The organism is Streptomyces sp. NPDC053432 (genome assembly GCF_055585365.1).
The window spans coordinates 424,479-448,897 of record NZ_JBVJKF010000001.1; the positions used below are offsets into that span (position 1 = coordinate 424,479).

19 protein-coding genes are annotated in these 24,419 nt (G+C 74.6%); 12 read left to right on the plus strand and 7 right to left on the minus strand.

Going from position 1 to position 24,419, the window contains the following annotated elements; translation table 11 throughout:
• Positions 1-158: 158 nt before the first annotated feature.
• Positions 159-1,124 (minus strand): pirin family protein, encoded by a 966-nt coding sequence (locus tag ACZ6Y1_RS01915; protein ID WP_469621018.1) that lies wholly within the window; start codon positions 1,122-1,124, stop codon positions 159-161.
• Positions 1,125-1,238: 114 nt separating this feature from the next.
• Here ACZ6Y1_RS01915 and ACZ6Y1_RS01920 point away from each other — a divergent pair, with 114 nt between their 5' ends.
• The 6 genes from ACZ6Y1_RS01920 (at position 1,239) to ACZ6Y1_RS01945 (ending at position 5,575) form a co-directional block, all read left to right on the plus strand.
• Complete coding sequence (locus ACZ6Y1_RS01920; RefSeq protein WP_469621726.1) at positions 1,239-1,631, plus strand: tetratricopeptide repeat protein; 393 nt, start codon at positions 1,239-1,241, stop codon at positions 1,629-1,631.
• Between the two features lie 70 nt (positions 1,632-1,701).
• Positions 1,702-2,898, plus strand: a complete 1,197-nt coding sequence (locus tag ACZ6Y1_RS01925; protein ID WP_469621729.1) for a methyltransferase — start codon at positions 1,702-1,704, stop codon at positions 2,896-2,898.
• Positions 2,899-2,926: 28 nt separating this feature from the next.
• Positions 2,927-3,685, plus strand: a complete 759-nt coding sequence (locus ACZ6Y1_RS01930) for a MerR family transcriptional regulator (protein WP_469621024.1) — start codon at positions 2,927-2,929, stop codon at positions 3,683-3,685.
• Between the two features lie 107 nt (positions 3,686-3,792).
• Positions 3,793-4,455: a DUF6230 family protein gene (locus ACZ6Y1_RS01935; RefSeq protein WP_469621026.1), complete on the plus strand. Its 663-nt coding sequence runs from the start codon at positions 3,793-3,795 to the stop codon at positions 4,453-4,455.
• Positions 4,446-4,898 (plus strand): DUF6114 domain-containing protein, encoded by a 453-nt coding sequence (locus tag ACZ6Y1_RS01940; protein WP_469621031.1) that lies wholly within the window; start codon positions 4,446-4,448, stop codon positions 4,896-4,898. Before ACZ6Y1_RS01935 ends, ACZ6Y1_RS01940 begins: the two co-directional genes overlap by 10 nt.
• Positions 4,895-5,575, plus strand: a complete 681-nt coding sequence (locus tag ACZ6Y1_RS01945) for a hypothetical protein (protein ID WP_469621036.1) — start codon at positions 4,895-4,897, stop codon at positions 5,573-5,575. The genes ACZ6Y1_RS01940 and ACZ6Y1_RS01945 overlap by 4 nt, the downstream gene beginning before the upstream one ends.
• On the opposite strand, the gene ACZ6Y1_RS01950 is transcribed toward ACZ6Y1_RS01945, so the two are convergent.
• Positions 5,559-6,323, minus strand: coding sequence for a metallophosphoesterase (locus ACZ6Y1_RS01950; RefSeq protein WP_469621039.1), 765 nt, complete (start codon positions 6,321-6,323; stop codon positions 5,559-5,561). The two genes, ACZ6Y1_RS01945 and ACZ6Y1_RS01950, sit on opposite strands and share 17 nt — an antisense overlap.
• A gap of 168 nt (positions 6,324-6,491) precedes the next feature.
• Here ACZ6Y1_RS01950 and ACZ6Y1_RS01955 point away from each other — a divergent pair, with 168 nt between their 5' ends.
• The 6 genes from ACZ6Y1_RS01955 (at position 6,492) to ACZ6Y1_RS01980 (ending at position 17,973) form a co-directional block, all read left to right on the plus strand.
• The gene (locus tag ACZ6Y1_RS01955; RefSeq protein WP_469621041.1) at positions 6,492-10,091 is read left to right on the plus strand and encodes a DUF4132 domain-containing protein; all 3,600 of its coding nucleotides are present in this window, start codon (positions 6,492-6,494) and stop codon (positions 10,089-10,091) included.
• Complete coding sequence (locus tag ACZ6Y1_RS01960) at positions 10,088-11,203, plus strand: ATP-binding protein (RefSeq protein ID WP_469621044.1); 1,116 nt, start codon at positions 10,088-10,090, stop codon at positions 11,201-11,203. Before ACZ6Y1_RS01955 ends, ACZ6Y1_RS01960 begins: the two co-directional genes overlap by 4 nt.
• Positions 11,204-11,210: 7 nt before the next feature.
• Complete coding sequence (locus ACZ6Y1_RS01965; protein WP_469621047.1) at positions 11,211-13,562, plus strand: DUF5682 family protein; 2,352 nt, start codon at positions 11,211-11,213, stop codon at positions 13,560-13,562.
• Complete coding sequence (locus tag ACZ6Y1_RS01970) at positions 13,559-14,695, plus strand: VWA domain-containing protein (RefSeq protein ID WP_469621050.1); 1,137 nt, start codon at positions 13,559-13,561, stop codon at positions 14,693-14,695. Before ACZ6Y1_RS01965 ends, ACZ6Y1_RS01970 begins: the two co-directional genes overlap by 4 nt.
• Positions 14,692-17,139 carry a hypothetical protein gene (locus tag ACZ6Y1_RS01975; RefSeq protein WP_469621054.1) on the plus strand — a complete coding sequence of 816 codons (2,448 nt, stop codon included), beginning with the start codon at positions 14,692-14,694 and terminating at the stop codon, positions 17,137-17,139. The genes ACZ6Y1_RS01970 and ACZ6Y1_RS01975 overlap by 4 nt, the downstream gene beginning before the upstream one ends.
• A gap of 81 nt (positions 17,140-17,220) precedes the next feature.
• Positions 17,221-17,973 carry an SDR family NAD(P)-dependent oxidoreductase gene (locus ACZ6Y1_RS01980; protein WP_469621057.1) on the plus strand — a complete coding sequence of 251 codons (753 nt, stop codon included), beginning with the start codon at positions 17,221-17,223 and terminating at the stop codon, positions 17,971-17,973.
• A 21-nt stretch (positions 17,974-17,994) separates the two neighbouring features.
• Here the strand turns inward: ACZ6Y1_RS01980 and ACZ6Y1_RS01985 are convergent, their stop codons facing one another.
• The 5 genes from ACZ6Y1_RS01985 to ACZ6Y1_RS02005 form a co-directional block, all read right to left on the minus strand.
• Positions 17,995-19,422, minus strand: a complete 1,428-nt coding sequence (locus ACZ6Y1_RS01985) for a dihydrolipoyl dehydrogenase family protein (RefSeq protein WP_469621061.1) — start codon at positions 19,420-19,422, stop codon at positions 17,995-17,997.
• A gap of 41 nt (positions 19,423-19,463) precedes the next feature.
• Positions 19,464-19,844 carry a thioredoxin family protein gene (locus tag ACZ6Y1_RS01990; protein ID WP_469621065.1) on the minus strand — a complete coding sequence of 127 codons (381 nt, stop codon included), beginning with the start codon at positions 19,842-19,844 and terminating at the stop codon, positions 19,464-19,466.
• A 65-nt stretch (positions 19,845-19,909) separates the two neighbouring features.
• Positions 19,910-21,349 carry an aldehyde dehydrogenase family protein gene (locus ACZ6Y1_RS01995; protein ID WP_469621068.1) on the minus strand — a complete coding sequence of 480 codons (1,440 nt, stop codon included), beginning with the start codon at positions 21,347-21,349 and terminating at the stop codon, positions 19,910-19,912.
• Between the two features lie 162 nt (positions 21,350-21,511).
• Positions 21,512-22,711, minus strand: coding sequence for a thiolase family protein (locus ACZ6Y1_RS02000; protein ID WP_469621071.1), 1,200 nt, complete (start codon positions 22,709-22,711; stop codon positions 21,512-21,514).
• A 481-nt stretch (positions 22,712-23,192) separates the two neighbouring features.
• A complete protein-coding gene (locus tag ACZ6Y1_RS02005) occupies positions 23,193-24,290 on the minus strand; it encodes a LacI family DNA-binding transcriptional regulator (RefSeq protein ID WP_469621074.1) in 1,098 nt (365 codons plus the stop codon).
• Between the last annotated feature and the right edge of the window lie 129 nt (positions 24,291-24,419).

Sequence of the window (24,419 nt, forward strand, 5' to 3'; positions counted from 1 at the left end):
GCCACAGCACCGGCCAGCGGCTCGACCGCGCACAACGGCAGGCAGCGGCGCCGTCCGCGTGGGCAGAACTGCCCGCCTGGCGGCCTCCCCCGCGAAACCGGAATCGGAGGGCCGGGCGCGAGCCCGGCACTCAGCCCTCGCCCCCACAAACCGTCAGGTCAACGCACCCTTCCCCTGGCCTTCAGGTGGGTCGGAGGCAGTTGCGGAGCCGGAAGCGGAGGGCCGTCGTAGCCCTTGACCTCGCCGAAGCGGGTTCCGGTCGTCCAGTCCTCGCGGGCCTGGGCGATGTCTTCGTGGGAGCGGCCGATCCAGTTCCAGAACATGACGATCTCCTCCTCGAACGGCTCTCCGCCGAGCAGCATCAGCCCCGCGTCCGACGCCGCCCGCAAGGGGAGTTCCGTGCGGCCGCAGCCGAGGTAGAGCATCGAGCCGGGGAGGACCGGGACGCCGTCCACGTGGGCCTCGCCCGACATCGACAGGACCGCGTACTCGAAGTCCGGGTCGAGCGGGAGGCGGGTTTCGGTGCCCGCCGCCAGGGTCAGGTCCGCGCCGACGATCGGGGTGTACGCCGTGCCCGGCGAGGTCGCCGTGTCCAAGGTGCCCAGGATGACCGTCGCCGTCAGGCCGGGGGCCGTCACGTGGGGCAGTTCCGCGTGGTGCTGGAAGTGGGGTTCCACGTTGCGGTGGGCGTCCGGGAGGGCCACCCACAGCTGCGCGCCGTGCAGGAAGCGGGCGTGCGGGCGGGGGCTCTCCTCCGAGTGGCTGATGCCGCGCCCGGAGGTCATCAGGCCCAGTTCGCGCGGGCGGACCGTGGCGAGGCTGCCGACGCTGTCGCGGTGCAGCACCTCGCCCTCGTGGAGCCAGCTGACCGTCTGCAGCCCGGCGTGCGGGTGCGGCGGGACCTGCATGCCGGGCTCGTCCGCGATGTCGTCCGGGCCGTAGTGGTCCACGAAGCACCACGCGCCGACCATGCGCCGCCCCAGGTTCGGCAGGAGCCGGCGGACCTCGGTGGACTCGCCGAGCTTCACGGTGCGCGGGCTGAGGAGCTCTCGCACCGGTTCGGCCACGACGAATCCGCGGCCGCCGCAGGCGGAGAGAGCGGGCTGGCGATCGAGATTGCTCATGCGGACAACCTAGCCGCGCGGGAGCGGCGGCGTGAGGTGGAATGTTCCGCCGCCCGGGCGTGTTGGAGGCTCCGTACACACCACCCGAGCGCCGGAAGGAACGCCGTGGAGCGGATCAACCAGAGCGAGCCGGTCGAGCCGGGGGACGCGATCTTCGCGATCAAGGACGCGGCCTACCTGGAGCACGGGACGGCGGCCGACCGCTGGACGCGCGCCGGGCTGTTCTTCGACGCCAGGGAGTACGCGACGGCCGCCCGCCTCCTGGAGGGCCTGGCGGGCGAGGCGCCCGAGCAGCTGGCGCCCCGGCTGCTGCTGGCCCGCGCCTACTACCACTCCGCGCAGCTCTCGCGCGCCGAGCGGGAGCTGCGCTCCATCCTGGAGCGCTGGCCGGTGGAGGACTACGCACAGCTGATGCTCGGCCGCACCCTGGAGCGGCAGGGCCGGGCCGACGAGGCGCGGCCGTACCTGCGGATCGCCGCCGCCATGGCCGGCGACTTCCCCGAGTAAGGGGCCGCCCGGCCGCGCTGGTGCCGGGGCGGTGGCCCGGCTCGGATAGCCTGGGGCGGATATGAACCGTCTGACCACGCCTTTCGGCTCCTACGAGCTCACCCGCTTCCCCGAGGACCCGCGCGACCGGCTCCGCGCCTGGGACGCCGCCGACGAGTACCTGCTGCGCCACCTCGACTCCGGTACCGGGGAGCGGGGTCCGGTGGACCTCGCCTCCGCGGGCCGGATCGTCGTGCTCGGCGACCGCTGGGGCGCGCTGACCACGGCGCTCGCCGCCTACCACCCCGTCCAGATCACCGATTCCGCGCTGAGCCGGTCCGCCACGGCCGCGAACCTGGACCGGGCCGGGATCGGCACCGCCAAGAGCACCGTCACGCTGCTGACCACGCAGGACCCGCCGCCGGAGAAGATCGACGTCCTGCTGGTGCGCGTACCCAAGAGCCTGGCGCTTCTGGAGGACCAGCTGTACCGGCTGGCCCCGCACGTGCACGCGGGCACCGTCGTGGTCGGTACCGGCATGGTCAAGGAGATCCACACCTCGACGCTGCGGCTCTTCGAGAAGATCCTCGGCCCTACGAAGACGTCGCTCGCCGAGAAGAAGGCCCGGCTGATCTTCTGTACGCCGGACGCACCCGGGGCCGTGCGCCCCGTCGCCGCCGATCCGTGGCCGCTGACGTACACGGTGGACCAGGAGGCGGGCTCGGGTTCGGGGCTGACCGTCGTCAACCACGCCGGGATCTTCTGCGCCGACCGGCTGGACATCGGCACCCGTTTCTTCCTGCAGAGCCTGCCGACGAACACCGACGGTGCCCGGGTCGTGGACCTGGGCTGCGGCAACGGTGTGGTCGGCACGGCGATCCAGGTGCACGATCCGGACGCGGAGGTCGTCTTCACCGACGAGTCGTACCAGGCGATCGCCTCGGCGCGGGCCACGTACGAGGCGAACGTGCGGGCGGGCCGGCGGACCGCCGAGTTCCACGTCGGCGACGGGGTGGCGATGCTGGCGCCCGGTTCCGTCGACCTGGTGCTGTGCAACCCGCCCTTCCACTCCCACCAGGCGACGACCGACGCGACGGCGCTGCGGATGTTCGCCCAGTCGCGCAAGGTGCTGCGGCCGGGCGGTGAGCTGTGGGTGGTCGCGAACCGGCACATGGGCTACCACACGCATCTGCGGCGGCTCTTCGGCAACAGTGAAGTCGCCGCGAGCGAGCCGAAGTTCGTGGTGCTGCGGGCGGTCAAGCGGCGCGAGTCGCCGCGCCCCATGTGACCTGCCGGTACGTCTTATGCTTCGCCGCGTGAGCACCGAGGCGGAGAGCGATGACACGGGCGGCGGCGGGCGGTACCGCCGGGAGGACGTGGCCCGGGCGGCCGGCGTCAAGGTACGCAACCTGCGCTACTACCAGGAGCGCGGGTTGCTGCCGCCGCCGCGCCGGGAGGGGCGGATCGCCTGGTACTCCGAGGACCATCTGACGCGGCTGCGGCTGATCAGCGACCTGCTGGGCCGCGGGTACACGGTCAACGGCATCGCGGAGCTGCTGCACGCCTGGGAGGGCGGCGGCGGGCTGTCCGGACTGCTGGGCCTGGAGCGGGAGATGACGCGGGACTGGGTCCGGGAGGAGCCGGTCACGATGACCCGGGCCGAGCTGCGGGAGCTGTTCGGGCCGACGGCGACCGCCGAGGACACCCGGCGGGCCGCGGAGCTGGGGTACGTCACCGTCGACGGTGACCTGGTCACGCACCCGAGCCGGCGGCTGCTGGACGCGACGCTGGCGCTGGTGCGGCAGGGGGTCCCGCTGGCCGCGATCCTGGACGCGGGTGACTTCGTTCAGGCGCAGGCGGCGGCTGTCGCGGACCGCTTCGTCGCGCTGTTCCGGCAGCACGTGATCGGGCCGGAGGGGCTGGAGCGGCTTTCGGCCACGCAGCTGCGGCACGTCACCGAGGCGGTCGCGGCGCTGAGGCCGGTGGCCGGCGAGGTCGTGGCCACGGAATTCGCGCGGGCGATGGCCCGGCGGGTGGACGCGGAGGTCGCCGAACTGCTGCGTACGGAGCAGTAGGAGTCGGCTCAAAGGGTGCGCTCGCACAACCTTGCCAACCCCCATTGGCACTCTTACATTCAACTCGTCGGTAACAAGGGTGCACAGCCGAAAAAAGGGACGATCTCATGGTGGATTCCCCGTACTTATCCGGCACTTCCGATGACTCCGATCCTTCCGGTCCCGACGAGGACAGCGGCTCCGGCCGGGTCCGCTGGCGCCGGTTCGCCGTCCTGACCGTACCCGCCGTCGCCGTGACCGCCGGCCTCGGCATCGCCCTCGCGCAGGGCGCTCTCGCCGCTTCCTTCGCCGTGTCGGGTCAGCAGTTCAAGGTGTCGGCGCAGAGCCTGGAGGGCGAGGGCTTCGCCCAGTACGGCAGTGTCGACGTCAACGCCCGCGAAGAGCTCATCCCGGTGGCCGTGACCGCCATCCGGGAGGCGAAACTGAACAGCCTGTGCCAGTCGGTGGTCACCTCGCTCCCGGTGATCGGCGACATCTCGCTCAACCTGACGGCCGGCCGCGACAAGCCCGTGGAAGCGAGCAACCTGTTCGTGGACGCGACCCAGCTCGCGGGCGACGCGGTGTTCGGCAACATCGAGATCGGGCGCGACGCCTCCACCCTCGACAAGGGCCCGGCCGAGGCCCAGGGGATGCAGGACCTCTTCGCCCAGCAGGCCGACACGGTCCGCATCACCGGTCTGCAGCAGACGGCGTGGGCTACCAACGCCGGCACCTTCAAGCTCTCCGGGCTGCGCATGGACGTCTCCAAGGGCAAGAAGGAATGTTTCTGAGCCGCCGCGGGCGGTGGCGGCAGTGGAGACGGTGGCGGCGCGCGAGACCCTTCTGGGGCGGGCTGTTCGCCGTCCTCGCCGGGGCGTGGATCTGCGTCCTGCCGCTCGCACCGCTGAAGATCATGCTCCAGCAGGGGGTGGCGGGGATCCCGTCCGTCCTGATGGGCGTCGTGATGATCATGCTCGGCCTCACCGTCTGGTTCTCTCCCGCTCAGCGCAGCCTCGCGGGTGTCCTCACCACCGTGATCGCCACGGCCGCACTGGTCCTGTCGAACCTCGGCGGGTTCCTGATCGGCACCCTGCTCGGCATCCTCGGCGGCGGCCTGATGTTCGCCTGGCAGCCGACCCGGCAGCCCCGCTCGCCCGCACCCGCACCCGCATCCGCTCCGCCGCCGCACCCCTCCCCCACCGTGCACCAGGATTCCCAAGGAGCACAGCCATGAGCCGTACGCGTACCGCGCTCGCCCTCGGCACGGCCGCAGCCGCCGCCCTTTCCCTGGCCTCGTTCACCGCCTCCGCCGCCCCGCTCACCGCGGCCCCCCTCGCCGGGGCCCCGGCACCCGTGGCCGGGTCCACCACCGTGACCCCGGCCGGGCACGCCTTCCAGGCCGTCCTCAGCGGAAAGGCCACCCTCAAGGCCGGTTCGGTGACGGTGACCTGCTCGGTCTCCGTCTCCACCGGTACGGTGCCGGCGGCGCCCGGCAACCAGAACGCGTCCGGGCCGGTCTCCTCCCCGATCTCCCCGCCGACGTACAGCTCCTGCACCTCCAGCATGCCGGGCGTGACCCCGACGGTCACCACCAGCGGCGCCTGGACGGTGTCGATGCAGAACGGCGCACCGGTCACCGCCACGATGACCGTGCCGGTCGGCGGACTGGTGCTCAAGACCACCGGCCTCGCCACCTGTACGGTCACCGCGGCGCCCACCGCCGCGGCGAACGTCGGCGGCACGTGGGCGAACGGCGCGCCGTCGAGCCTGACCTTCACGAACGCGTCGGTACCCGTCAAGGTCACCGGCGGGTTCGGCTGCCCGACGAGCGCGACCTCGTCCACCTTCAACGCGCTCTACCTGGTCACCGATTCGACCGACGCCACCCAGCAGATCACCGTGGGCCCATGACCACCCGGTAGTGGGTCGTCAGCCGGCCGTCGTCACCGATCACGTGGAAGGCGACGGCCGGCGGCTCGTCGAGGTGGACCCACTCGTCGGCGCCCCGCCGCCCCTCCCACGGCAACCGGACGGTGGAGACCACCCCCGGCGCCACCAGCACCGGCCGGCCCGCGAAGGTGGTGGCCGCCGCGGTGTGCGCGTGCCCGCACAGGAACGCCTTCACGTGCGGGTGCCGCTCGACGAGCGCGGCGAGCCGCTCCTCCCCGAACTGCCGGATCCCGTCCACGTACGGGGCGTGCAGCTCGACCGGCGGGTGGTGGAAGGCCACCAGGACCGGCGTCTCGCGCGGGGTGCAGGCCACCACCTCCTCCAGCCAGGCCATCGTGGACTCCTCCAGGTAGCCGTGGTGCTCGCCCGGTACGGAGGAGTCGCACGCGGCGAGTACGAAGCCCTCGCCGCGCAGCACTTGGTCGACGGGAGCCGCCGAGGGCGACTCCTCGGCCATCAGGCCGCGCCGGAACGCGGTCCGTTCGTCGTGGTTGCCGGGGCATATGACCAGGGGATGCCGCGAGCGGAGCAGCTTGGCGGCCTCCTCGTATTCGGGCACCTGGGCCTCGTCGGCTATGTCCCCGCTCACCAGGACGGCGTCGAGGTCGTACGGCAGCCCGTCGAGGTACTCCATGACGGCGCGGGTGCGGTCCGACGCGCGCTCGCCGTTGTCGATGTGGACGTCGCTGAGGTGGGCGATCACGATCACGGGCGATGCCTCCAATAGCTTCTCCGGCCGAGAGATGTCGCTGAAGGATAGGACGTCCAAGATCCGGGGAGCCGGTCCGCGAGCCCCGTCCACAGCCCGTGGAACCCTTTGTCAGTGGGGCCGTTTACTGTTTCGGTCAACTGATCACGCGCGACAAGGGGAGGCAGCGTGCGGCGCTGGGAGTACGCGGAGGGCGGCTCGGCCAAGTTCTGGGAGGCCGGGGTGGAGGGCACCTCGGTGACCGTCCGCTTCGGGCGCTCCGGGACGGCCGGGCAGACCCGGGTCAAGGAGTTCGGCTCCGCCGCTGACGCCCAGTCGTACCTGGTCAAGTCGATAGCGGAGAAGGAGCGGAAGGGGTACGCGGAGAGCGGCGCGGCCGGTGGCGCCGATGCTCCGGCGGCCCCGGCGCCGGTCGTCGCGCAGGTGCCGGACGTCCCGGTCGTCCCCGTGGACGAGGACGCGTTCACGCTTCCCGCGGCGTGGAAGCGGAGTCTGCATCCGCGACGCGGTGGGGTGGCCGGGACCGTGCGCGCGCTCGACGCCGACGCGCCGCGCACACTGCGCGAGTGGACCGACCGGAGTGCGCCGGCGATCGACCGCGCGCTCGCCTCCCCGGAGAGCGACCCCGAGCTCGTCGAGGCCGCACGGGCCCACCGGTCCGGCAGCAGAAGCCCGCTGGGCGCGGCGGTCCTGGCGGTACTGCTGACGGCGAAGGGCCGGTCCTTCCAGGTCGTCGCGGACGCCTGGGCCGCCGAGTTCGGGCTGCCGTTCGCCGCGCTGGCGGCGGCGGAGCTGTCCGACGTACGGCCGCTGCTGGGCACCGGCAGCATCGGCGACGGGGTCACCGCGCGTCCCGACGACGACGGGCACGGAGGCTGGGGCACCAGGGTCGTCCGGCCGGCCCTGGACCGCGTCAGGGCCCTGCTGTCCGTGGCGGACGAGGACACGTACCGGGCCGCCGTCGCGCCCCTCTCCGGCGCCCGGCGCAGCGCCCGTCAGCAGGTCATGACGTGCTACCTCGCTCCCACCGAGCAGGAGTGGGTCGACGAGTGCTGCGCCCGTCCGACGGCCCGCCGGCACCACGAGCGGGAGGTACGGGAGATGCTGCTGTGCTCCCTCGGATCGGCCGGGCAGGTCGCTCTGTTCGGCGGCCGGACGGAGCTCGGCTGGCGGGGCTGGAACACCTCCCTGATCGCTACGCTCGCGGACGGGGTGGGCACGGGGATGGTGCCGTTCCTGGCCGGCGAGCTGAACGGCCGCCACATCGACGCGGCCCAGGTCAAGCTGATCGCCGAGGCCCTGGCCGAGCTGCCCTCCGACGAGGCGTTCGGATCGCTGGTCGACCACCTCGACAACAAGCACGTACGCACGGCCCTGACCGCGGCGGCGCGCCGCTACCCGGCGCGGGCGCTGCGCACGCTGGCGCGGGCGTCCCTCGGCACGGGCCCCGGGGCGGCGCTGGCCGGTCAGCTGCTGGTCGGGCACACGGCCGCCCACCGGGACCTCGCGGCCGATGTGCTGGCGACCCTCCCCGAGGAGCTCGCCGCGGTCGTCGCCCCCCTCATGGACCGTGCGGAGCGCGTGGCGGAGGTCCCTGTGGAGGCGCTGCCCCCGCTGCTGAGCAGCCCTCCGTGGACCCGCAAGCGGACGGTGGTCAAGCCGCGCGTGGTCGGGGGGCTCGTGGCACCGGCCGGAGCGGGCATCGCCTGGCGGCCGGGTGAGCGGGAGGCGTGGGCCACCACGGAGTCCTGGGTGACCGCCTGGCACGGGTACCAGCCGATGGAGACGTACATCGAAGAGCTGCGGACCGGCCGCCGGCAGCGTGTCTGGGACACCCTGGGGGTGCTCGTCAAGGGCCCCGTCGAGTTGGTGCGGCCGCTGCTCGCCGACTGGCACGGCACCGGGTCCGCCTACCCGGGGCTGAGTGCCTACAAGCCGCTGGTCGCCCGCCACGAACTGGCCGCGCTCCACGTGGCCCTGAACATGGCGACCCGCCATCCGACCGCCATGGCGCCGCTGCTCCTCCCGTTCCTCGACCCGCGTGTGGCACGCCTGATGGCCGAGTGGCTGGTCCGGCTCAAGGTCGCCGGTGACACGGCACGTTCCTGGCTCCTGCGGCACGGCGGCGACGCGGCCCGGCTGCTCGTCCCCGACGCACTGGGTGCGCCGGGTGCGGAGCGGACCGCGGCCGAGCGGGCGCTGCTGCTGATCGTGACGGCGCACGGCGCCGATCGCGTACGGGAGGTGGTGGCGGAGTACGGCCCCGAGGCCACCGAGGCCCTGGAGCCCCTGCTGGGGTCCGACCCGCTGGCGACGGCGCTGCCCGCCCGGATGCCCAGGCCGGCCGACTGGACCGATCCGCGGGCACTGCCGCAGATCATGCTGAAGTCCGGCGGCGCGCTGCCCGCGTCGGCGGCCGGGCACGTGCTGACGATGCTGGCGGTGTCCTCCCCGCGTGCGGAGTTCCCCGGGCTGGAACAGGTGCGGGAGCTGTGCACCTCCGAGTCCCTGGCCGCTTTCGCGTGGGCGCTGTTCGGGCAGTGGCGGCTCGCCGGGATGCCGCCCAAGGAGGCGTGGGCGCTGCACGCCCTCGGCTGGTTCGGCGACGACGAGACGGTGCGCTCACTCACCCCGGTGATCCGCGCGTGGCCGGGGGAGGGTGCGCACCACCGGGCCGTCGACGGTCTCGAGGTCCTGGCGGCGATCGGCAGCGACGTGGCCCTGCTGCACCTGCACGGGATCGGGCAGCGGGTGAAGTTCAAGGCGCTGAAGGTCCGGGCACAGGAGAAGATCGCCGAGGTGGCGGCCGGGCTCGGGCTGACCGGTGAGCAGCTGTCGGACCGGCTGGTGCCCGACCTCGGTCTCGACGCGGACGGCAGCACGCTCGTCGACTACGGCACGCGCCGTTTCACGGTCGGTTTCGACGAGCAGCTCAAGCCCTACGTGCTGGACGCGGAGGGCGGGCGCCTGAAGGACCTGCCGAGGCCCGGCGCCCGGGACGAGACGGAGCTGGCCACCGCCGAGCGCAAGCGGTTCATGGCGCTGAAGAAGGACGTGCGGACGATCGCCTCGGACCAGATCCGGCGGCTGGAGGCCGCGATGGTGGACGGGCGTTCGTGGGCGGGCGCCGAGTTCCGTCAGCTGTTCGTGGAGCACCCGCTGGTGTGGCACCTGGTGCGGCGGCTGGTCTGGCGGGCCGAGGCGGAGGGCGAGGTGACCGCGTTCCGGGTGGCCGAGGACCGTACGTACGCCGACGTCGAGGACGAGGCGGTGAAGTTCGCGGACGACGCGCGCATCACCCTGGCGCACCCGCTGCACCTGGAGGACTCGCTGGCGCGGTGGTCCGAGCTGTTCGCGGACTACGAGATCGTGCAGCCCTTCCCGCAGCTCGGCCGGCCCGTGATGGCCGTGACCGAGGAGGAGGCCGGCGGCGCGCGGCTCACCCGCTTCGAGGGCGTCACGGTGCCGGTCGGGAAACTGCTCGGGCTGCAGAAGCGCGGCTGGGAGCGCGGCGAGCCGCAGGACGCGGGAGTGGAGCGCTGGTTCTCCCGTCGGCTGGGTCACGAGTGCTACCTGGTGATCGCGCTGGACATGGGCATCGCGGTCGGGATGATCGACGAGTTCCCGGACCAGAAACTGGAGACGATCTGGCTCGACCGGCAGCCCGGCGACCACTGGAGGTCGCGGTCCTATCCCCTGAGGTTCGGTGACCTGTCGCCGGTCATCGTGTCCGAGGTGCTGGCCGATCTGACGGAGCTGACGTCATGACGACCGCAACCACGACCACGGCCCCGGATGCGGGGGAGCTGCAGCGGCCGCCGGCCGAGGTGCGCTACGCGGAGGAGCTGGCCGCCCTGCGGGCCTGCGACACCGATCACCGGCCTCCGGGCTGGCAGTTGAGCCTGCGGGCGGCACGCCGCTTCATCGTCGGGGACGAGGAGGCGGGCATCGGCCGCAAGTTCGTCGGCGACACCGCGCTGGTCGAGCGGGCCCTGGTGGCACTGGCGACAAACCGCGGTCTGATGCTGGTGGGCGAGCCGGGCACGGCGAAATCGCTGCTGTCGGAGCTGATCTCGGCGGCCGTCAGCGGCGATTCCACTCTGATCGTGCAGGGCGGCGCGGCGACGACCGAGGACCAGATCAAGTACTCCTGGAACTACGCCCTGCTCGTCTCCGAGGGCCCCTCGCAGCGCTCGCTGGTGCCCGCGCCGATGCTCAGCGGGATGCGGGAGGGCCGGCTCGTGCGCTTCGAGGAGATCACCCGCTGCCCGCTGGAGGTGCAGGACTCGCTGCTCTCGCTGCTGTCGGAACGGGTCGTGGCCATCCCCGAGCTGGAGGGGCCGGAGGGGATGGTCTTCGCCCGCCAGGGGTTCAACGTGATCGCGACGGCGAACACCAGGGACCGCGGGGTCAATGAGATGAGCGCCGCCCTCAAGAGGCGGTTCAACTACGAGACCGTGTTCCCCATCGCCGATCCGGACACCGAGATCGCCCTGGTCGAGGCCGAGGCGAAGGCGCTGCTGGCCCGTTCGGGCGTGGCCGTGGCGCCGGACCCGGACATCCTGGAGGTGCTCGTCACCACCTTCCGCGAGCTGCGCTCGGGCATCGGCGGCGACGGCTCGTCCACCGACCGGCTCTCGTCGGTGATGAGCACCGCCGAGGCCGTCTCGGTCGCCCACGCCGTGGGCGTACGGGGCTGGTTCCTGCGCGGCGAGCCGGGCGACGCGGCCGATCTCGTCACCTGCCTGGCCGGTACGGCAGCGAAGGACAGTCCGGAGGACCTGGCCCGGCTGCGCCGCTACCTCGAACAGCAGGCGTCCGGGCGCGGCGGGGCGCAGTGGAAGGCCCTGCACGCCGCCCGCCACCTGCTGGCCGGCTGACGGTCCGATGAGCGTCACCTTCCTCGGCGTGCGCCACCACTCCCCCGCCTGCGCCCGGCTGGTCCTGCGCACGATCGAGGAGCTGCGGCCCGCGCACGTGCTGATCGAGGGGCCGGCCGACCTCAACGGCCGGCTGGACGAACTGCTGCTGGGCCACGAGCTGCCGATCGCGGTGTTCAGCCACTACCGGGACGAGGAGCGGGCCGCGACGTCCTGGACGCCGCTGTGCGACTACTCGCCGGAGTGGGCCGCGCTGACGGCGGGCCGGGCCGCCGGGGCGGAGGTGTGGTTCATCGACCTGCCCGCCTGGCATCCGGCGTTCGCGGGACGCCCCAACCGGTACGCGGACGCGGAGGCGCGGTACGCCGAGGCGACGGCCCGGCTGTGCCGGCGGTTCCAGGTCGACTCGGTGGACGCGTTGTGGGACCGGATGTTCGAGTCCGAGCCGGAACCCGGACCCGGTGCCGGCTCGGAGGAGGGCGGACTCGCGGCCCGGCTGGAGGCGTACTTCGACCTCGTGCGCGGCGACGCGGTCGCGGACGAGGGCGACCGGGCGCGGGAGGAGTACATGGCCGCCTGGGTGCGGGCCGCCGTGGCCGCGGGCGGGGACGGCCCGGTGCTGGTCGTCACGGGCGGCTTCCACCGCCCAGCGCTGGTGGCCATGACGGGGGCGGCGGTGCCGGCCGGCGGGCCCGGGGCGGGGTGGCCTGCGGTGCCCGCGCCGCGGGAGGGGGCCCTGAGCGGGAGTTTCCTGGTGCCGTACTCCTTCCGGCAGCTCGACGCCTTCGCCGGGTACCAGTCCGGGATGCCCTCCCCCGCTTACTACCAGCGTCTCTGGGAGGCGGGCCCGCGGGCCGCCGGTGAGGGGCTGGTGCGGGCCGTCGCCGGGCGGCTGCGCGAGCGCGGCCACCCCGTCTCCACGGCCGGGCTGATCGCCGCGCACGGCACCGCGCTGGGCCTCGCGGCGCTGCGCGGACACGAGGCACCGACCCGGCTCGACCTCCTGGACGGCCTGGCCGGGGCGCTGATCACCGACGCCCTCGACGAACCGCTGCCGTGGACCCGGCGCGGTCCGCTGCGCCCCGGATCCCACCCGGTGGTCGTGGAGATGGTCGCCGCCTGCGCAGGCGACCGCGTCGGACGGCTCCATCCCGGGACGCCGCTGCCTCCCCTCGTGCACGACGTCGGGGCACGGCTGGCCGCGCTGGGGCTGACCCCGGGCGAGGGCCGCCCGGTCACCCTGCGCCTCACCGACCCGGAAGGGCTGACGCGCAGCCAGGTGCTGCACCGGCTGCGGGTGCTGGACGTACCCGGCTTCGCCCGGGTCTCCGGCCCCGCGCACGGCGCCGACCCGGTCTTCACCGAGCGCTGGGAACCCCGTACGACGGCGGGCCGCGAGGCCGCGCTGATCGAGGCGGGCGGCTTCGGCGCGAGCCTCGACGAGGCCGCGGCCGTGGCCCTCGAGGACCGGATGCGGGCGGCGGTCCCGGATCCCGCGGCGCTGGCCGGGGTCCTGTTCGACGCCGTCGTCTGCGGTGCCACGCGGCTGTCGGCCCGCCTGGTGGCGGAGCTGGGCGCCGGGCTCGGGCGGGCGGTGCAGCTCGGCCCGCTGGGCGAGGCGCTGCACACGGCGCTCGGGTTGTGGCGGCACGACCGGGTGTACGGAGTCGCCCGCGACCCGCTGCTCGCCCGCGCCGTCGACACCGCGGTCGGCCGCGTCCTGTGGCTGGCCGAAGGTGTCCGGGGCGGGGCCGGTGGCGCGGCCGGCGGCGCGGCAGGCGGCGCCGATCCGGGCCGGCTGCGCGCGCTCGCCGCGGTACGGGATGCGGTGCTGCACGCCGGGGAGCTCCTGTCGGTGTCCCGGGAGGCCGTGGCAGGGGTGTGCCGCCGGATCAGCGCGGATCCAGCGGCCCCGGCCGACCTGCGCGGGGCGGCCTTCGGGCTGCGCAGCGCGCTGGGGGACACCGACGGCGGGGGCGCGGCCGGCGCGGTCCGGGCGGCGGCCGCGCCGGGGACCCTCGGCGACTGGCTGGCGGGCCTGTTCGCCCTCGCCCGTACGGAGCTGACGGCGGGCGGCGGACGCGAGCCGCTGATCGGCGTGCTCGACGAGCTGGTGGGCGCCATGTCCGAGGCGGAGTTCCTGGCGGGTCTGCCCGCCCTGCGGCAGGCGTTCGCGTACTTCCCGCCCCGGGAGCGCGAGCGGATCGCCGCCCGGCTGATCGAACGGCGCGGTGTGCGCGGCTCGGCACGCTCGCTGCTGCGCGTGACCACCGATCCGCTGCTGATCGCGCGGGCCCGGAACCTGGAGGAGCAAGTGGAACGCACCCTCGACCGCTACGGCCTGCGGGCGGCGCCGTGACCGCCCCCGATCCCGGTCTGGAGCGGTGGAGGCTGATCCTGGGCGCCCCCGCCGAGAAGTGCACCGGCCCGCTGCGCGGCGAGGCCGCGGCCCGCGACGCCGCCCTGGAGTGGCTCTACGGCCGCGACCCGGAGCAGGCCCGGCGCGGGGTCCGCCCCGGGGCGGACGCACGCGCGGGCGGCGACGGGCCGTCGGCGGTCACCGCGGTCGACTGGCTCGACGACATCCACCGGCTCTTCCCGAAGGAGACGGTCGAGCGGCTGGAGCGGGACGCGGTCGAGCGGTACGAGATCCACGAGATCGTCACGGACCCGGCCGTGCTGGAACGCGTGGAGCCGAACCCGACCCTGCTGCGCGCCGTGCTGCGGACGAAGCACCTGATGAACCCGGAGGTGCTGCGGCTGGCCCGGCGGATCGTGGAGACGGTGGTACGCCGGCTCCTGGACCAGCTGAAGCCCGAGGTCCGCCGCTCGTTCTCGGGGACGCGCTCGCGCCGCCCGAGCCTGCTGCCCTCGGCCCGCGACTTCGACTTCCGGGGCACCGTGCGCGCGAACCTGGCCCACTACCAGCCCGCCGAGCGGCGCATCCTGATCGAGCGGCCGCGCTTCCACTCGCGCACGCGCCCGCACCTGGAGCGGTGGCAGCTGATCATGCTGGTGGACCAGTCCGGTTCCATGGTCGACTCGGTCATCCACTCGGCGGTCACGGCCGCGAGCCTGTGGGGGCTGCCGGGCCTGAAGACCCATCTGGTCGCCTTCGACACCAGCGTGGTGGACCTGACGGCCGATGTAACCGACCCGGTCGAGCTCCTCATGGGCGTCCAGCTCGGCGGCGGCACCGACATAGCCCGCGCCGTCGACTACGGCACGCGGCTGATCGACAACCCGAGGCGCGCCATCGTCGCGCTGATCACCGACTTCTACGAGGGCGGCGACGCGTACCGGCTGGTGCGCGGCGTGCGCGCGCTGGTGGAGCAGGGCACGACCGTACTGGGCCTGGCCGCGCTCGACGAGGACGCGAACCCGGCGTACGACCGTGAGCTGGCGCAGCGGCTCGCGGACGCGGGTGCGCACGTCGGTGCGATGACGCCGGGTGAGCTCGCCGCGTTCGTCGCCGAAAGGCTGGGCCGATGACCCCTGGGACACAGGCGAACCAGGCGGCCCGGGTGACCCGGGTGACCCGGGTGACCCGTACGGATCTCCTCGCGCTGGACCTCGACACCCTCGCGGCGCTCGCCAACCGGGGGCTGGTCAAACGCGCCGTGAAGGAACTCGGCGCGGGCGCCGGAGCGGTGCCGTCCGCAAGGGCCGACGGCGCGCTGACCGGGGTGTTCCCGGACGGCGTCCGGGTGTCGCTGCCGCCGGGCGCCGGACTGGGCCAGGGCGCCTGCACGTGCGGGGCGCCGGGAATCTGCCGGCACCTCCTCGGCCTGGTCCTCGCCTGGCAGCGCGTCGCCGAATCCGACGCCCCGGGCACCGACAGCCCGGCCCCCGCCACCGCTGGTCCCGCCGCCCCGGCTCCCGACGGCCCGGCTCCGGATGAGCGGGGTCCCGACGGCCCGGCCCCGGACGGCGCGGTTCCCGACAACCGGCGTCACGCCGGCCCGCCCACCGACAGCCCGGCGCCCGACGGCCCGGTCCGCGACGGCGCGGTTCCCGACAACCGGCGTCACGCCGGCCCGCCCACCAACAGCCCGGCGCCCGACGGCCCGGCGCCCGACGGCCCAGCTCCGGACGGTGCGGCGCCCGACGGCCCGGCCCCCGAGGCCCCGGCCCCCGACGCCCCGGCCCCCGACGGTCCGGCCCCCGGCAGCCCGGCCCCCGCCGAGGAGCCCGGACCGTGCCGCTCCGGGGGCACCGGTGTCGGCCGGCAGGGCTGGTCACCGGGCGACCTCGACGACGAGGCGCTGGTCGCCGCCGTCGGGGCCCGCGCGGTGGCCGCCGCCCGGCGGATCCTCGCCCGGGGGTACACGGCCCGGCTGCACCACCCCACCGCCGAGGAGCCCGCCGCCCGGGCGGAACTGCCCACCTGCACGGTGCGGTTCCCGGTCCCGGCCGCGGAAGGCATCGGGCATGCGGTCACCGACGCCGCCACCGCCCGCCGCGGGGAGGTGATCGCGCTCGCCGTGTGGGCGTTCCGTGCCGCCACCGAGGCCGATCCGGCCGCTCCGCCCGACCGGGTCGACGTGGGCGGCGGCGCCGGGAACGGGAACGGGAACGGCGGCTGGGCGCGGCCCGGCGCCGCCGAGCTGGACGCCGCGGCCGCACTCCTCGACGGCCTGCTCCTGGACGGCGCGGCGCACGCGGGCCCGGTGGCGGTCACCGCCCTGCGCCGGACGGCGGAGGAACTGTCCGCGCGGGCGCTGCACTGGCCCGCCGGAATCCTCACCGAGCTGACCGGGCAGCTCGACGACCACGCGGCCCGGGGTGCCCGGTGGCGGGCCGAGGAGTACGCGGCGCTCATCGCCGAGTTCCATGCCCGGCTCCGCGCGGCCGGCCGGGAGGGGCCGCTCGCCGCATCCCAGGTCCTCGGTTCCGGGGAACGCGGCGTCACGCCGCTGCGCCGGGTCCGGCTCACGGCCCTCGGCTGCCGGATCGGCGGGGGCCCGGGCGAGCGCACCGCGGAGGTGTTCCTGGGGCATTCCGGCGCCGGTACCGGACTGGTGCTGCGCCGCAGGTGGGAGCTGGCGCCGGGGCAGGAGCCGAGCGGGCCCGAGCTGGCGGGGCGGCGGCTCGCCGGGTCCACCCTGGGGGCGGTGGCCCGCGCCAATGTGGTGAGCGAAAGCGCCTCCCGTACGCCCGGCCTGTCCGTCACCATCGGTGTCGGCCGGATGGCCTCGACGAGCGTGACACCGGTCGGATCGGCCTGGTCGGAGCTGCCCGAGCCGCTGTTGCTGCGGGATTTCACCGCCCACGCCCGGGCGCTGGAGGGGCTGGCGCCGTATCTGGTCCGGCCGCGGACGCAGGCGGGCTCCGTCCACGTGGTGGAGGTGCGCGAGGTCGGGGAGGTCGGCTACGACCCGGCCGAGCAGCGGCTGGAGGCGACCGTGCGCGATGGCCGGGGGGCCGTCGGGCGGGTGTCGGCGACGTACAACCCGTACAGTCCCGGCGCACTGGACGTCCTCGCCGCGTGCCTGCGCGGCGACCGGGGCGAGGTCAGCCATCTGAGCGCCCTGGTCCGGGTGACGGGCGCGGGGCTCGTCTTCGACCCGGTGGCCGTCATGACGACGGCCGGGGGCGTGATCGTCCCCGATCTGACCCCCGCCGCCGGCCCCCGCTTCGCGGCGGGTCCGGTGCCGCGCCCGCGCGACCCGCTCACGGAGGCGATGGAGGGCGCGCTGTCCGCGCTGGCCTCGGCGGCGGTCCTGGGGCTGGGCAGACTCGGCGAGCCCGCCCGCGCCACGATCGAGGACTCGGCGGCCGGCCTGGCCCGTACGGGTCTGTCCGCCGCGGCCGGCCTCGTACGGGCGTTCCTCGGCGCGCTGCGCGCGGAGGGGCCGGGCGCGGCGGCGCGGCCGTGGGCGGACGCGCAGATCCACCTGTTGTGCGCCCTGGAACTCCACGCCCGGGCAGCGTGATCGCCCGGCGCGCCCCCGTATATTGACGTACGTTCGCGATCTTGATGGCGTGGACGCACCGACGGGCGGGAGGAGCGGCGCATGAGCCGAGGGGTACTGGTCACGGGGGCATCGCGGGGCATCGGGCGGGCCGTCGCCGCCGCGTTCGCCCGGCAGGGCGACCGCGTCGCGGTGCACTGCTCCACCCGGCAGTCCGACGCGGAGGAGACCCTGGCCGGGCTGGCGGGCGACGGACACGTGCTCGTCAGCGGTGATCTCGGCGATCCGGTGCGGGTCGAGGCCCTGGTCGGCGAGGCCGACGAGGCGCTGGGCGGGGTGGACGTGCTGGTGAACAACGCGGCGGTGATGGTCGCGCACCCGCTGCCCAGCACCTCGTACGCGGACTGGCAGGAGGCGTGGCGGCGCACGGCGGAGGTGAACCTGTTCGGCGCGGCGAACCTCAGCTACTGCGCGGCGCGCCGCATGATCGACGCGGGCCGGGCGGGGCGCATCGTGAACGTCGGCTCGCGCGGAGCGTTCCGGGGCGAGCCCGACCACCCCGCGTACGGCGCGACGAAGGCGGCGCTGCACGCGCTCGGGCAGTCCCTGGCCGTCTCCCTCGCGCCCCACGGCATCGCGGTCGCCTCGGTCGCCCCCGGTTTCGTGGCCACGGAACGGGTCGCGGGCCGGCTCAGCGGCCCGGAGGGCGACGGGATCCGCGCCCAGAGCCCCTTCGGGCGGGTGGCGACCCCGGAGGAGATCGCCTCGGCCGTCCTCTACCTGGCCTCCCCCGGGGCCGTGTGGAGCTCGGGCACGGTGCTCGACGTCAACGGGGCCTCTTACCTGCGCACTTGAGCCACCCGTGCGCCCGTCGCGTCATCCGCGGTACTCCTCCAGCAGGCGCAGCCAGATCTCGCTGATGGTCGGGAACGCCGGGACCGCGTGCCAGAGCCGGGCGATCGGGACCTCGCCCGCCACCGCGATCGTGGCGGCGTGGACGAGTTCCGCGGCGCCCGGCCCGACGAAGGTGGCGCCGAGGAGCACCTCGCGGTCGAGGTCGACGACCATCCGGGCCCGGCCGCGGTAGCCGTCGGCGTACAGGCCGGCGCCGGAGACCTTGGACAGGTCGTAGTCGACGGCCCGCACCCGGTGTCCGGCCCGTTCGGCTTCCGCCAGGGTCAGGCCGACGGCCGCTGCCTCCGGGTCGGTGAAGACCGCCTGCGGCAGGGCCTTCGTGTCGGCGGTGGCCGCGTGCGCGCCCCAGGGGCCGGTGTCCAGCGGGGTGCCCGCCGCGCGGGCGGCGATGGCGGCGCCCGCGATCCGGGCCTGGTACTTGCCCTGGTGGGTGAGGAGTGCGCGGTGGTTGACGTCGCCGACGGCGTACAGCCAGTCGTGGCCGGGCACCCGGCAGCTGTCGTCGACCCCGATCCACTCCCCCGCGGGCAGCCCGAGGGTGTCGAGCCCGATGTCCTCGGTGCGCGGGGCCCGGCCGGTCGCCATCAGCAGCTCGTCGCCCCACAGGGTCTCGCCGCCCTCCAGCACCACCGTGACGGGGCCGGTGGAGCCGTCCCGTACGACCGCTTCGACGGTCACGCCGGTACGGACCTCCGCACCGGCCTCGCGGAGCGCGTCGGCCACCATCTCTCCGGCGAAGGGCTCCATCCGCGGGAGCAGGCGCGGGCCCCTGACCAGCACGGTGACCTGCGATCCGAGGCCCTGCCAGGCGGTGGCCATCTCGGAGGCCACCACCGAGCCGCCGACGATCAGCAGGCGCCCCGGCACCTGCCGCGCGGAGGTCGCCTCGCGGCTGGTCCAGGGGCCGGCCCCGCTGATGCCGGGCAGGTCGGGGATGACGGCGCGGGTGCCGGTGGCGACGACCACCGCGTGCCGGGCCGAGAGCACGTGGTGGACGCCCTCGGGGCTGGTGACGGCCACCTTGCGGACCCCGTAGAGCCTGCCGTGGCCCCGGTAGACGTGGGCGCCGATGGAGTCGAGCCAGTCGACCTGGCCCCCGTCCTTCCAGTTGCCCGTCCAGTAGTCGCGGTGCTCGAACACCGCCTCCGTGTCCAGCGGCCAGGCGACGGCGCCCGCGAGGCCCGGCACCCGGCGCGCGTCGGCCCGGGCCAGCACCGGGCGCAGCAGCGCCTTGCTCGGCACGCAGGCCCAGTACGAGCACTCCCCGCCGATCAGCTCGCTCTCCACCAGGGCCGTGCTCAGCCCGGCGGCCCGGGTCCGGTCGACGATGTTCTCGCCGGCCGGCCCCCCGCCGAGCACCACGACGTCGTACTCCACCGATTCGGTCATACGGACCAGTGTCACCGCCGGGCGGGGGCCGCGGCGGGCAATCAGGCCTCCGGCGTGCCGCCCTGCTGCGAGGCGGCGATCTTCGCGCGCACCTCGTCCATGTCGAGAGCGCGGGCCTGCCCGATGAGGTCCGTCAGCGCCGCCTCCGGCAGCGCGCCGGGCTGGGCGAAGATGGCCACCTGGTCCCGGACGATCATCAGCGTCGGGATCGAGGTGATCTCGAAGGCGGCGGCCAGCTCCTGCTGTGCCTCGGTGTCGACCTTGGCGAAGACCAGGTCGGCGTTGGCTTCGGAGACCTTGTCGTAGACCGGGGCGAACTGCAGGCACGGCCGGCACCAGCCCGCCCAGAAGTCGATCAGCACGAACGGGTTCTCGCTGATCGTCTGGTCGAAGTTTTCTTTCGTGAGCTCGACTGTAGCCACGGTGTCCGGACCTTCCTGATCGACTGTTCTGCCCATGGAACCATCGGCCGGCCCCGGGCATTCCGTTAGAAGGGGTGAGGGGCCGGGGTGGTGCGGGCCGTGGTCCAGCGCAGCTCCGTGAAGGCGTCCAGATTGGCCTCGCCGCCGAAGCGCGCACCGGTTCCGGAGAGGCCGACGCCGCCGAAGGGCGCGACGGCCTCGTCGTTGACCGTCTGGTCATTGACGTGCGCGATTCCGGTGGGGATCCGCTCGGCCAGGTCCAGACCCCGCGCAGCGTCCCGGGTCACGATGCCGAGCGAGAGGCCGTAGGGGCCCGCGGAGGCCAGGGCCACCGCTTCCTCCTCCGTCGCGAAGGACCGTACGGGCGCGACGGGCCCGAAGACCTCCTCGGCGTAGGCGGGGGTGTCGTCGCCGACGCCCGCGAGCACCGTGGGCCGGTAGAACAGGTCCGTTTGCGTACCGCCCGCCACGAGCTTGGCCCCGTGCTCGGTGCTGGCCTCCACGAGGGCGTGTACGCGCTCCACCTGCGCGCGGTCGATCAGCGGGCCCAGGTGCACCTGCTCGCGGAACGGGTCGCCCACCGCCAGCGCCTCGGCGCGCGCGGCGAGGCGCTCCACGTACTCGTCGTACAGGGAGGCGTGCACCAGGTGGCGCCCGGCCGTCATGCAGATCTGGCCCTGGTGGAAGAAGGAGCCCCAGGAGGCCTGCGCGACGGCAGCCTCGACGTCGGCGTCACGGAGCACGACGAGCGCGGAGTTGCCGCCCAACTCCAGGTGGGCGCGCTTGAGGTGACGGCCCGCCAGCTCGCCGACGGTCCGGCCGGCCGCGGTGGAGCCGGTGAAGGAGACCACCCTGACGCGCGGGTCCGCGACCACCGCGGCGCCCGTCTCGGCGCCTCCGGGCAGCACGTGCAGCAGTCCGGCCGGGAGTCCGGCGGCGGCGAACACGGCGGCGAGGGCGAGACCTCCGCACACCGCGGTACGCCGGTCCGGCTTGAGCAGCACCGCGTTGCCGAGCGCCAGCGCCGGCGCGACCGAGCGGATCGCCAGGATCAGCGGGGCGTTGAACGGGGACACGACCCCGACGACCCCGGCCGGGACCCGGCGGGTGAAGGAGAGCCGCGGTGCCTCGCTGGGCAGGACCTGCCCGGTCGGCCGCGAGGCCAGCGCGGCCGCCTCGTAGCACTCCTGCGCGGCGACGTGCAGCTCGAAGGCGGCCTTGCCGGGTATCGACCCGGACTCCCGGACCAGCCATTCGCCCAGCTCGTCGCCGTGGGCGGCGAACAGGTCCCCGGCGCGCCGGAGCACCGCCGCCCGCTCCGGGTGGGTGGTCCGCGCCCAGTCGCGCTGGGCCGCCTGCGCCCGTACGGCGGCCTCGGCCACGTCGGCGGGCGCGGCGAGGTCGAGGGTGGCGAGGGTGCGGCCGGTGGCGGGTTCGAGGACCGGGGCGGGGCCGCCGGTGAGGGTGGGTCCGTCCTGCCAGAGCGTCGGGTCGAGGAGCGGCATGGCTCGGGGCCTCCGGTGGGGATGGGCGTGCGACGGGTACGCGGGGGGGGCGGCAGCACGCGCCATCGTGCCAGACCGGAGGCTCCACATCTGTTCAGTTATTGGGCAGTTGACATTCCCCGGTGACCGGAATTGATCGCCTGCCCGATCGGGCGGCGGGGTTCAGCGCTCCAGGACGAGCGCGATGCCCTGCCCGACGCCGATGCACAGCGCCGCCATGCCGGTCCCGGAGCCGGCCGCCGCCAGCTGGTGCGCGACCGAGCCGGCCAGCCGGGCCCCCGAGGCGCCGAGCGGATGACCGAGGGCGATGGCGCCGCCGCGCGGGTTGACCACGGCCGGGTCGAGCTCCGGCCAGGCCGCCAGACAGCCCAACGCCTGTGCGGCGAAAGCCTCGTTGAGCTCGAACGCGGCGAGGTCGGCGAAGTCGCGTCCGGCCTTGGCGAGGGCCCGCTGGACGGCCTCCACCGGGCCGAGGCCGAAGAGCTGGGGTTCGATGCCGGTGACGGCGGAGGCGCTGATCCGGGCGAGCGGCTCCCGGCCCGTGGCGGCGAGTCCCGCCTCGTCGGTCAACAGCAGTGCGGCGGCGCCGTCGTTGAGCGGGGAGGAGTTGGCGGCGGTGACCGTACCGGTCCCGTCGGTACGGAACGCGGGCTTGAGCCGGGCCAGCGCCTCGGGGGTGGAGCCCTCGCGGATGCACTCGTCGCGCAGCAGGTCCACGCCCGCGTACGGGACGACCTCGGCGTCGTACTGCCCGGCGGCCCACGCGGCCGCGGCCTTGCGGTGGCTCTCCAGCGCGAAGGCGTCCTGCGCCTCGCGGGTGATGCCGTGCTTCTCGGCGATCAGTTCGGCGCCCTCGCCGAGGGAGCCGGTCCACTCCTCGGGCATGCGCGGGTTGGTCATCCGCCAGCCGAGCGTCGTCGACCACATCTGCTGGTGCCCGGCCGGGAAGGCCCGCTCGGGCTTCTGCACCACCCACGGCGCGCGGCTCATCGACTCCACGCCGCCCGCGATGGCGACGGACGCGTCGCCGAGGGCGATGGCGCGGGCGGCCTGGACCACGGCCTCCAGGCCCGATCCGCAGAGCCGGTTGACGGTGACGCCGGGGACGCTGACGGGGAGCCCGGCCAGCAGCACCGCCATGCGGGCCACGTCGCGGTTGTCCTCGCCGGCGCCGTTGGCGTCGCCGAAGACGACGTCGTCGATCCGGGCCGGATCGAGTCCGGGCGTACGGTCCACCAGCGCGCGGACCACGTGGGCCGCCAGGTCGTCCGGCCGGACTCCGGCGAGGGCGCCGCCGAACTTGCCGATCGGGGTGCGGACGGCGTCGACGACGTACACGTCGCGGACGGTGCGGATGCTCATGGGGTCTCTCCTGGGCGGATCCGTACGGCCGACAGCGCCCCGGCGCCGGTGTGGGCACCGGAACACGACGCCGGCTGCACCCGGTGGGGCGCGCCCGAAGTCTCCGTCCGCACATCACCGCCTGTCAACGGCGGACAGGCGGAACGGACCCGGCCCGGCCGACGTTCGGGGCGCGGGGCCCCGCGCGACCGGCCCGCACCGGACCATCGGCCCGCCCCACCGAGGCCGCACCGACGCTCGCGGCCCGCCCCGCCAAGACCGCACCGACGCCCACGGCCCGCACCCCGAAACCGCACCGACACCCGAGGCCCGCCCCGCCAAGACCGCCCCGACACCCGAGGCCCGCCCCGCCAAGACCGCACCGACGCTCGCGGCCCGCCCCGCCGAGACCGCACCGACACCCGAGGCCCGCCCCGCCGAGACCGCCCCGACACCCGAGGCCCGCCCCGCCAAGACCGCCGCAACACCCGCGGCCCGACCGCTAGGTCGACTCGCGCGGGACCGCCACCGCCGCCATCAGGTCCTCCGGCTGAAGCCGCACCGGCAGCTCCGACGGCTCCCGCACCGCCCGGTCCACCAGCGCCGCCAGATGGCCACCGGTCGGCATCTCGATCCGCACCGTGCTCAGCCGGGGCCGCAGCAGCCGTCCGAGGAGCAGGTCGTCGGCGCCGATGACCGCCACGTCCCCGGGGACGTCCAGCCCCGCGTCCTGGAAGGCCCGCATCAACAGCATCGCGTACTCGTCGTTGTACGCGAACACCGCGTCCAGCCCGAGCCCCCGCCACCGCTCCGCGAGCGCGCCGGCCGATTCCTCGGTGTACGCCATCGGGAGCGCCTCGACCTCCGCGCCCGGCACCGAACGGGCACCCGTCAGCCGGGGCCCGGAGAACAGCTCCAGCCCCTCCTCCTCCGGAACGATCACGCCGATCCGCCGCAGGCCCCGCTCGACCAGGTGCGCCGCGGCCCGGGCCCCGACGTCCTCCTGGTTCATGACCAGCGCGTGCGCCCCCGGCACCCGGTCCGGCCCCATGGTGATGACCGCGCGCGCCCCGGCCCGCTTGAGGGTGGCGACCCCACGGGGGGTGAGCGTGGTCTCGCCGAGCGAGATCACCGCGACCGGGCGCAGCTCCGCCCACGCGCGGGCGGCCTCGTCGCCGTCGAGCCCGAGGCTGCCGTACTGGACCACGGTGTAGTCGAGTCGGCGCAGGGCCCGCTGGAGTTCGTTCAGGAACGCGCTGTACAGCGGCCCGATCGGAGCTTTCGGGGTGGGCAGGAGCACGAGCCGGGTGTGTCCGGCGCGCAGGCTGCGGGCGGCGGCGTGCGGGACGTAGCCCAGTTCCTCGGCGGCCTCCCGGACCTTGCGGCGGGTCGGTTCGCTGATGCGCACGGCCTCGGCGTTGTTCAGGACGTACGAGACCGTCGCCCGCGACACCCCGGCGAGCCGGGCCACGTCGGCACTGGTCGGCACGGGAGGCGGCGGCGACTGCGGCGGCTGCGGCTGCGGCTGCGGCTGCGGCTGCGGCTGCGGAGACGACTTCGGCGAATCCGCCGGCTTCGTTGACTTCGATGACTCAGACATTGCCGTGGCATCTTTCCAGACCTGTTGCGCCCGGGGGCTAGCGGATGGCCGGAAACGGATGGTACACAGTGGTTACACGAGTCATTGACACGTGTAACCACGGCGCAACATCTCACCTGACAGTGGTGT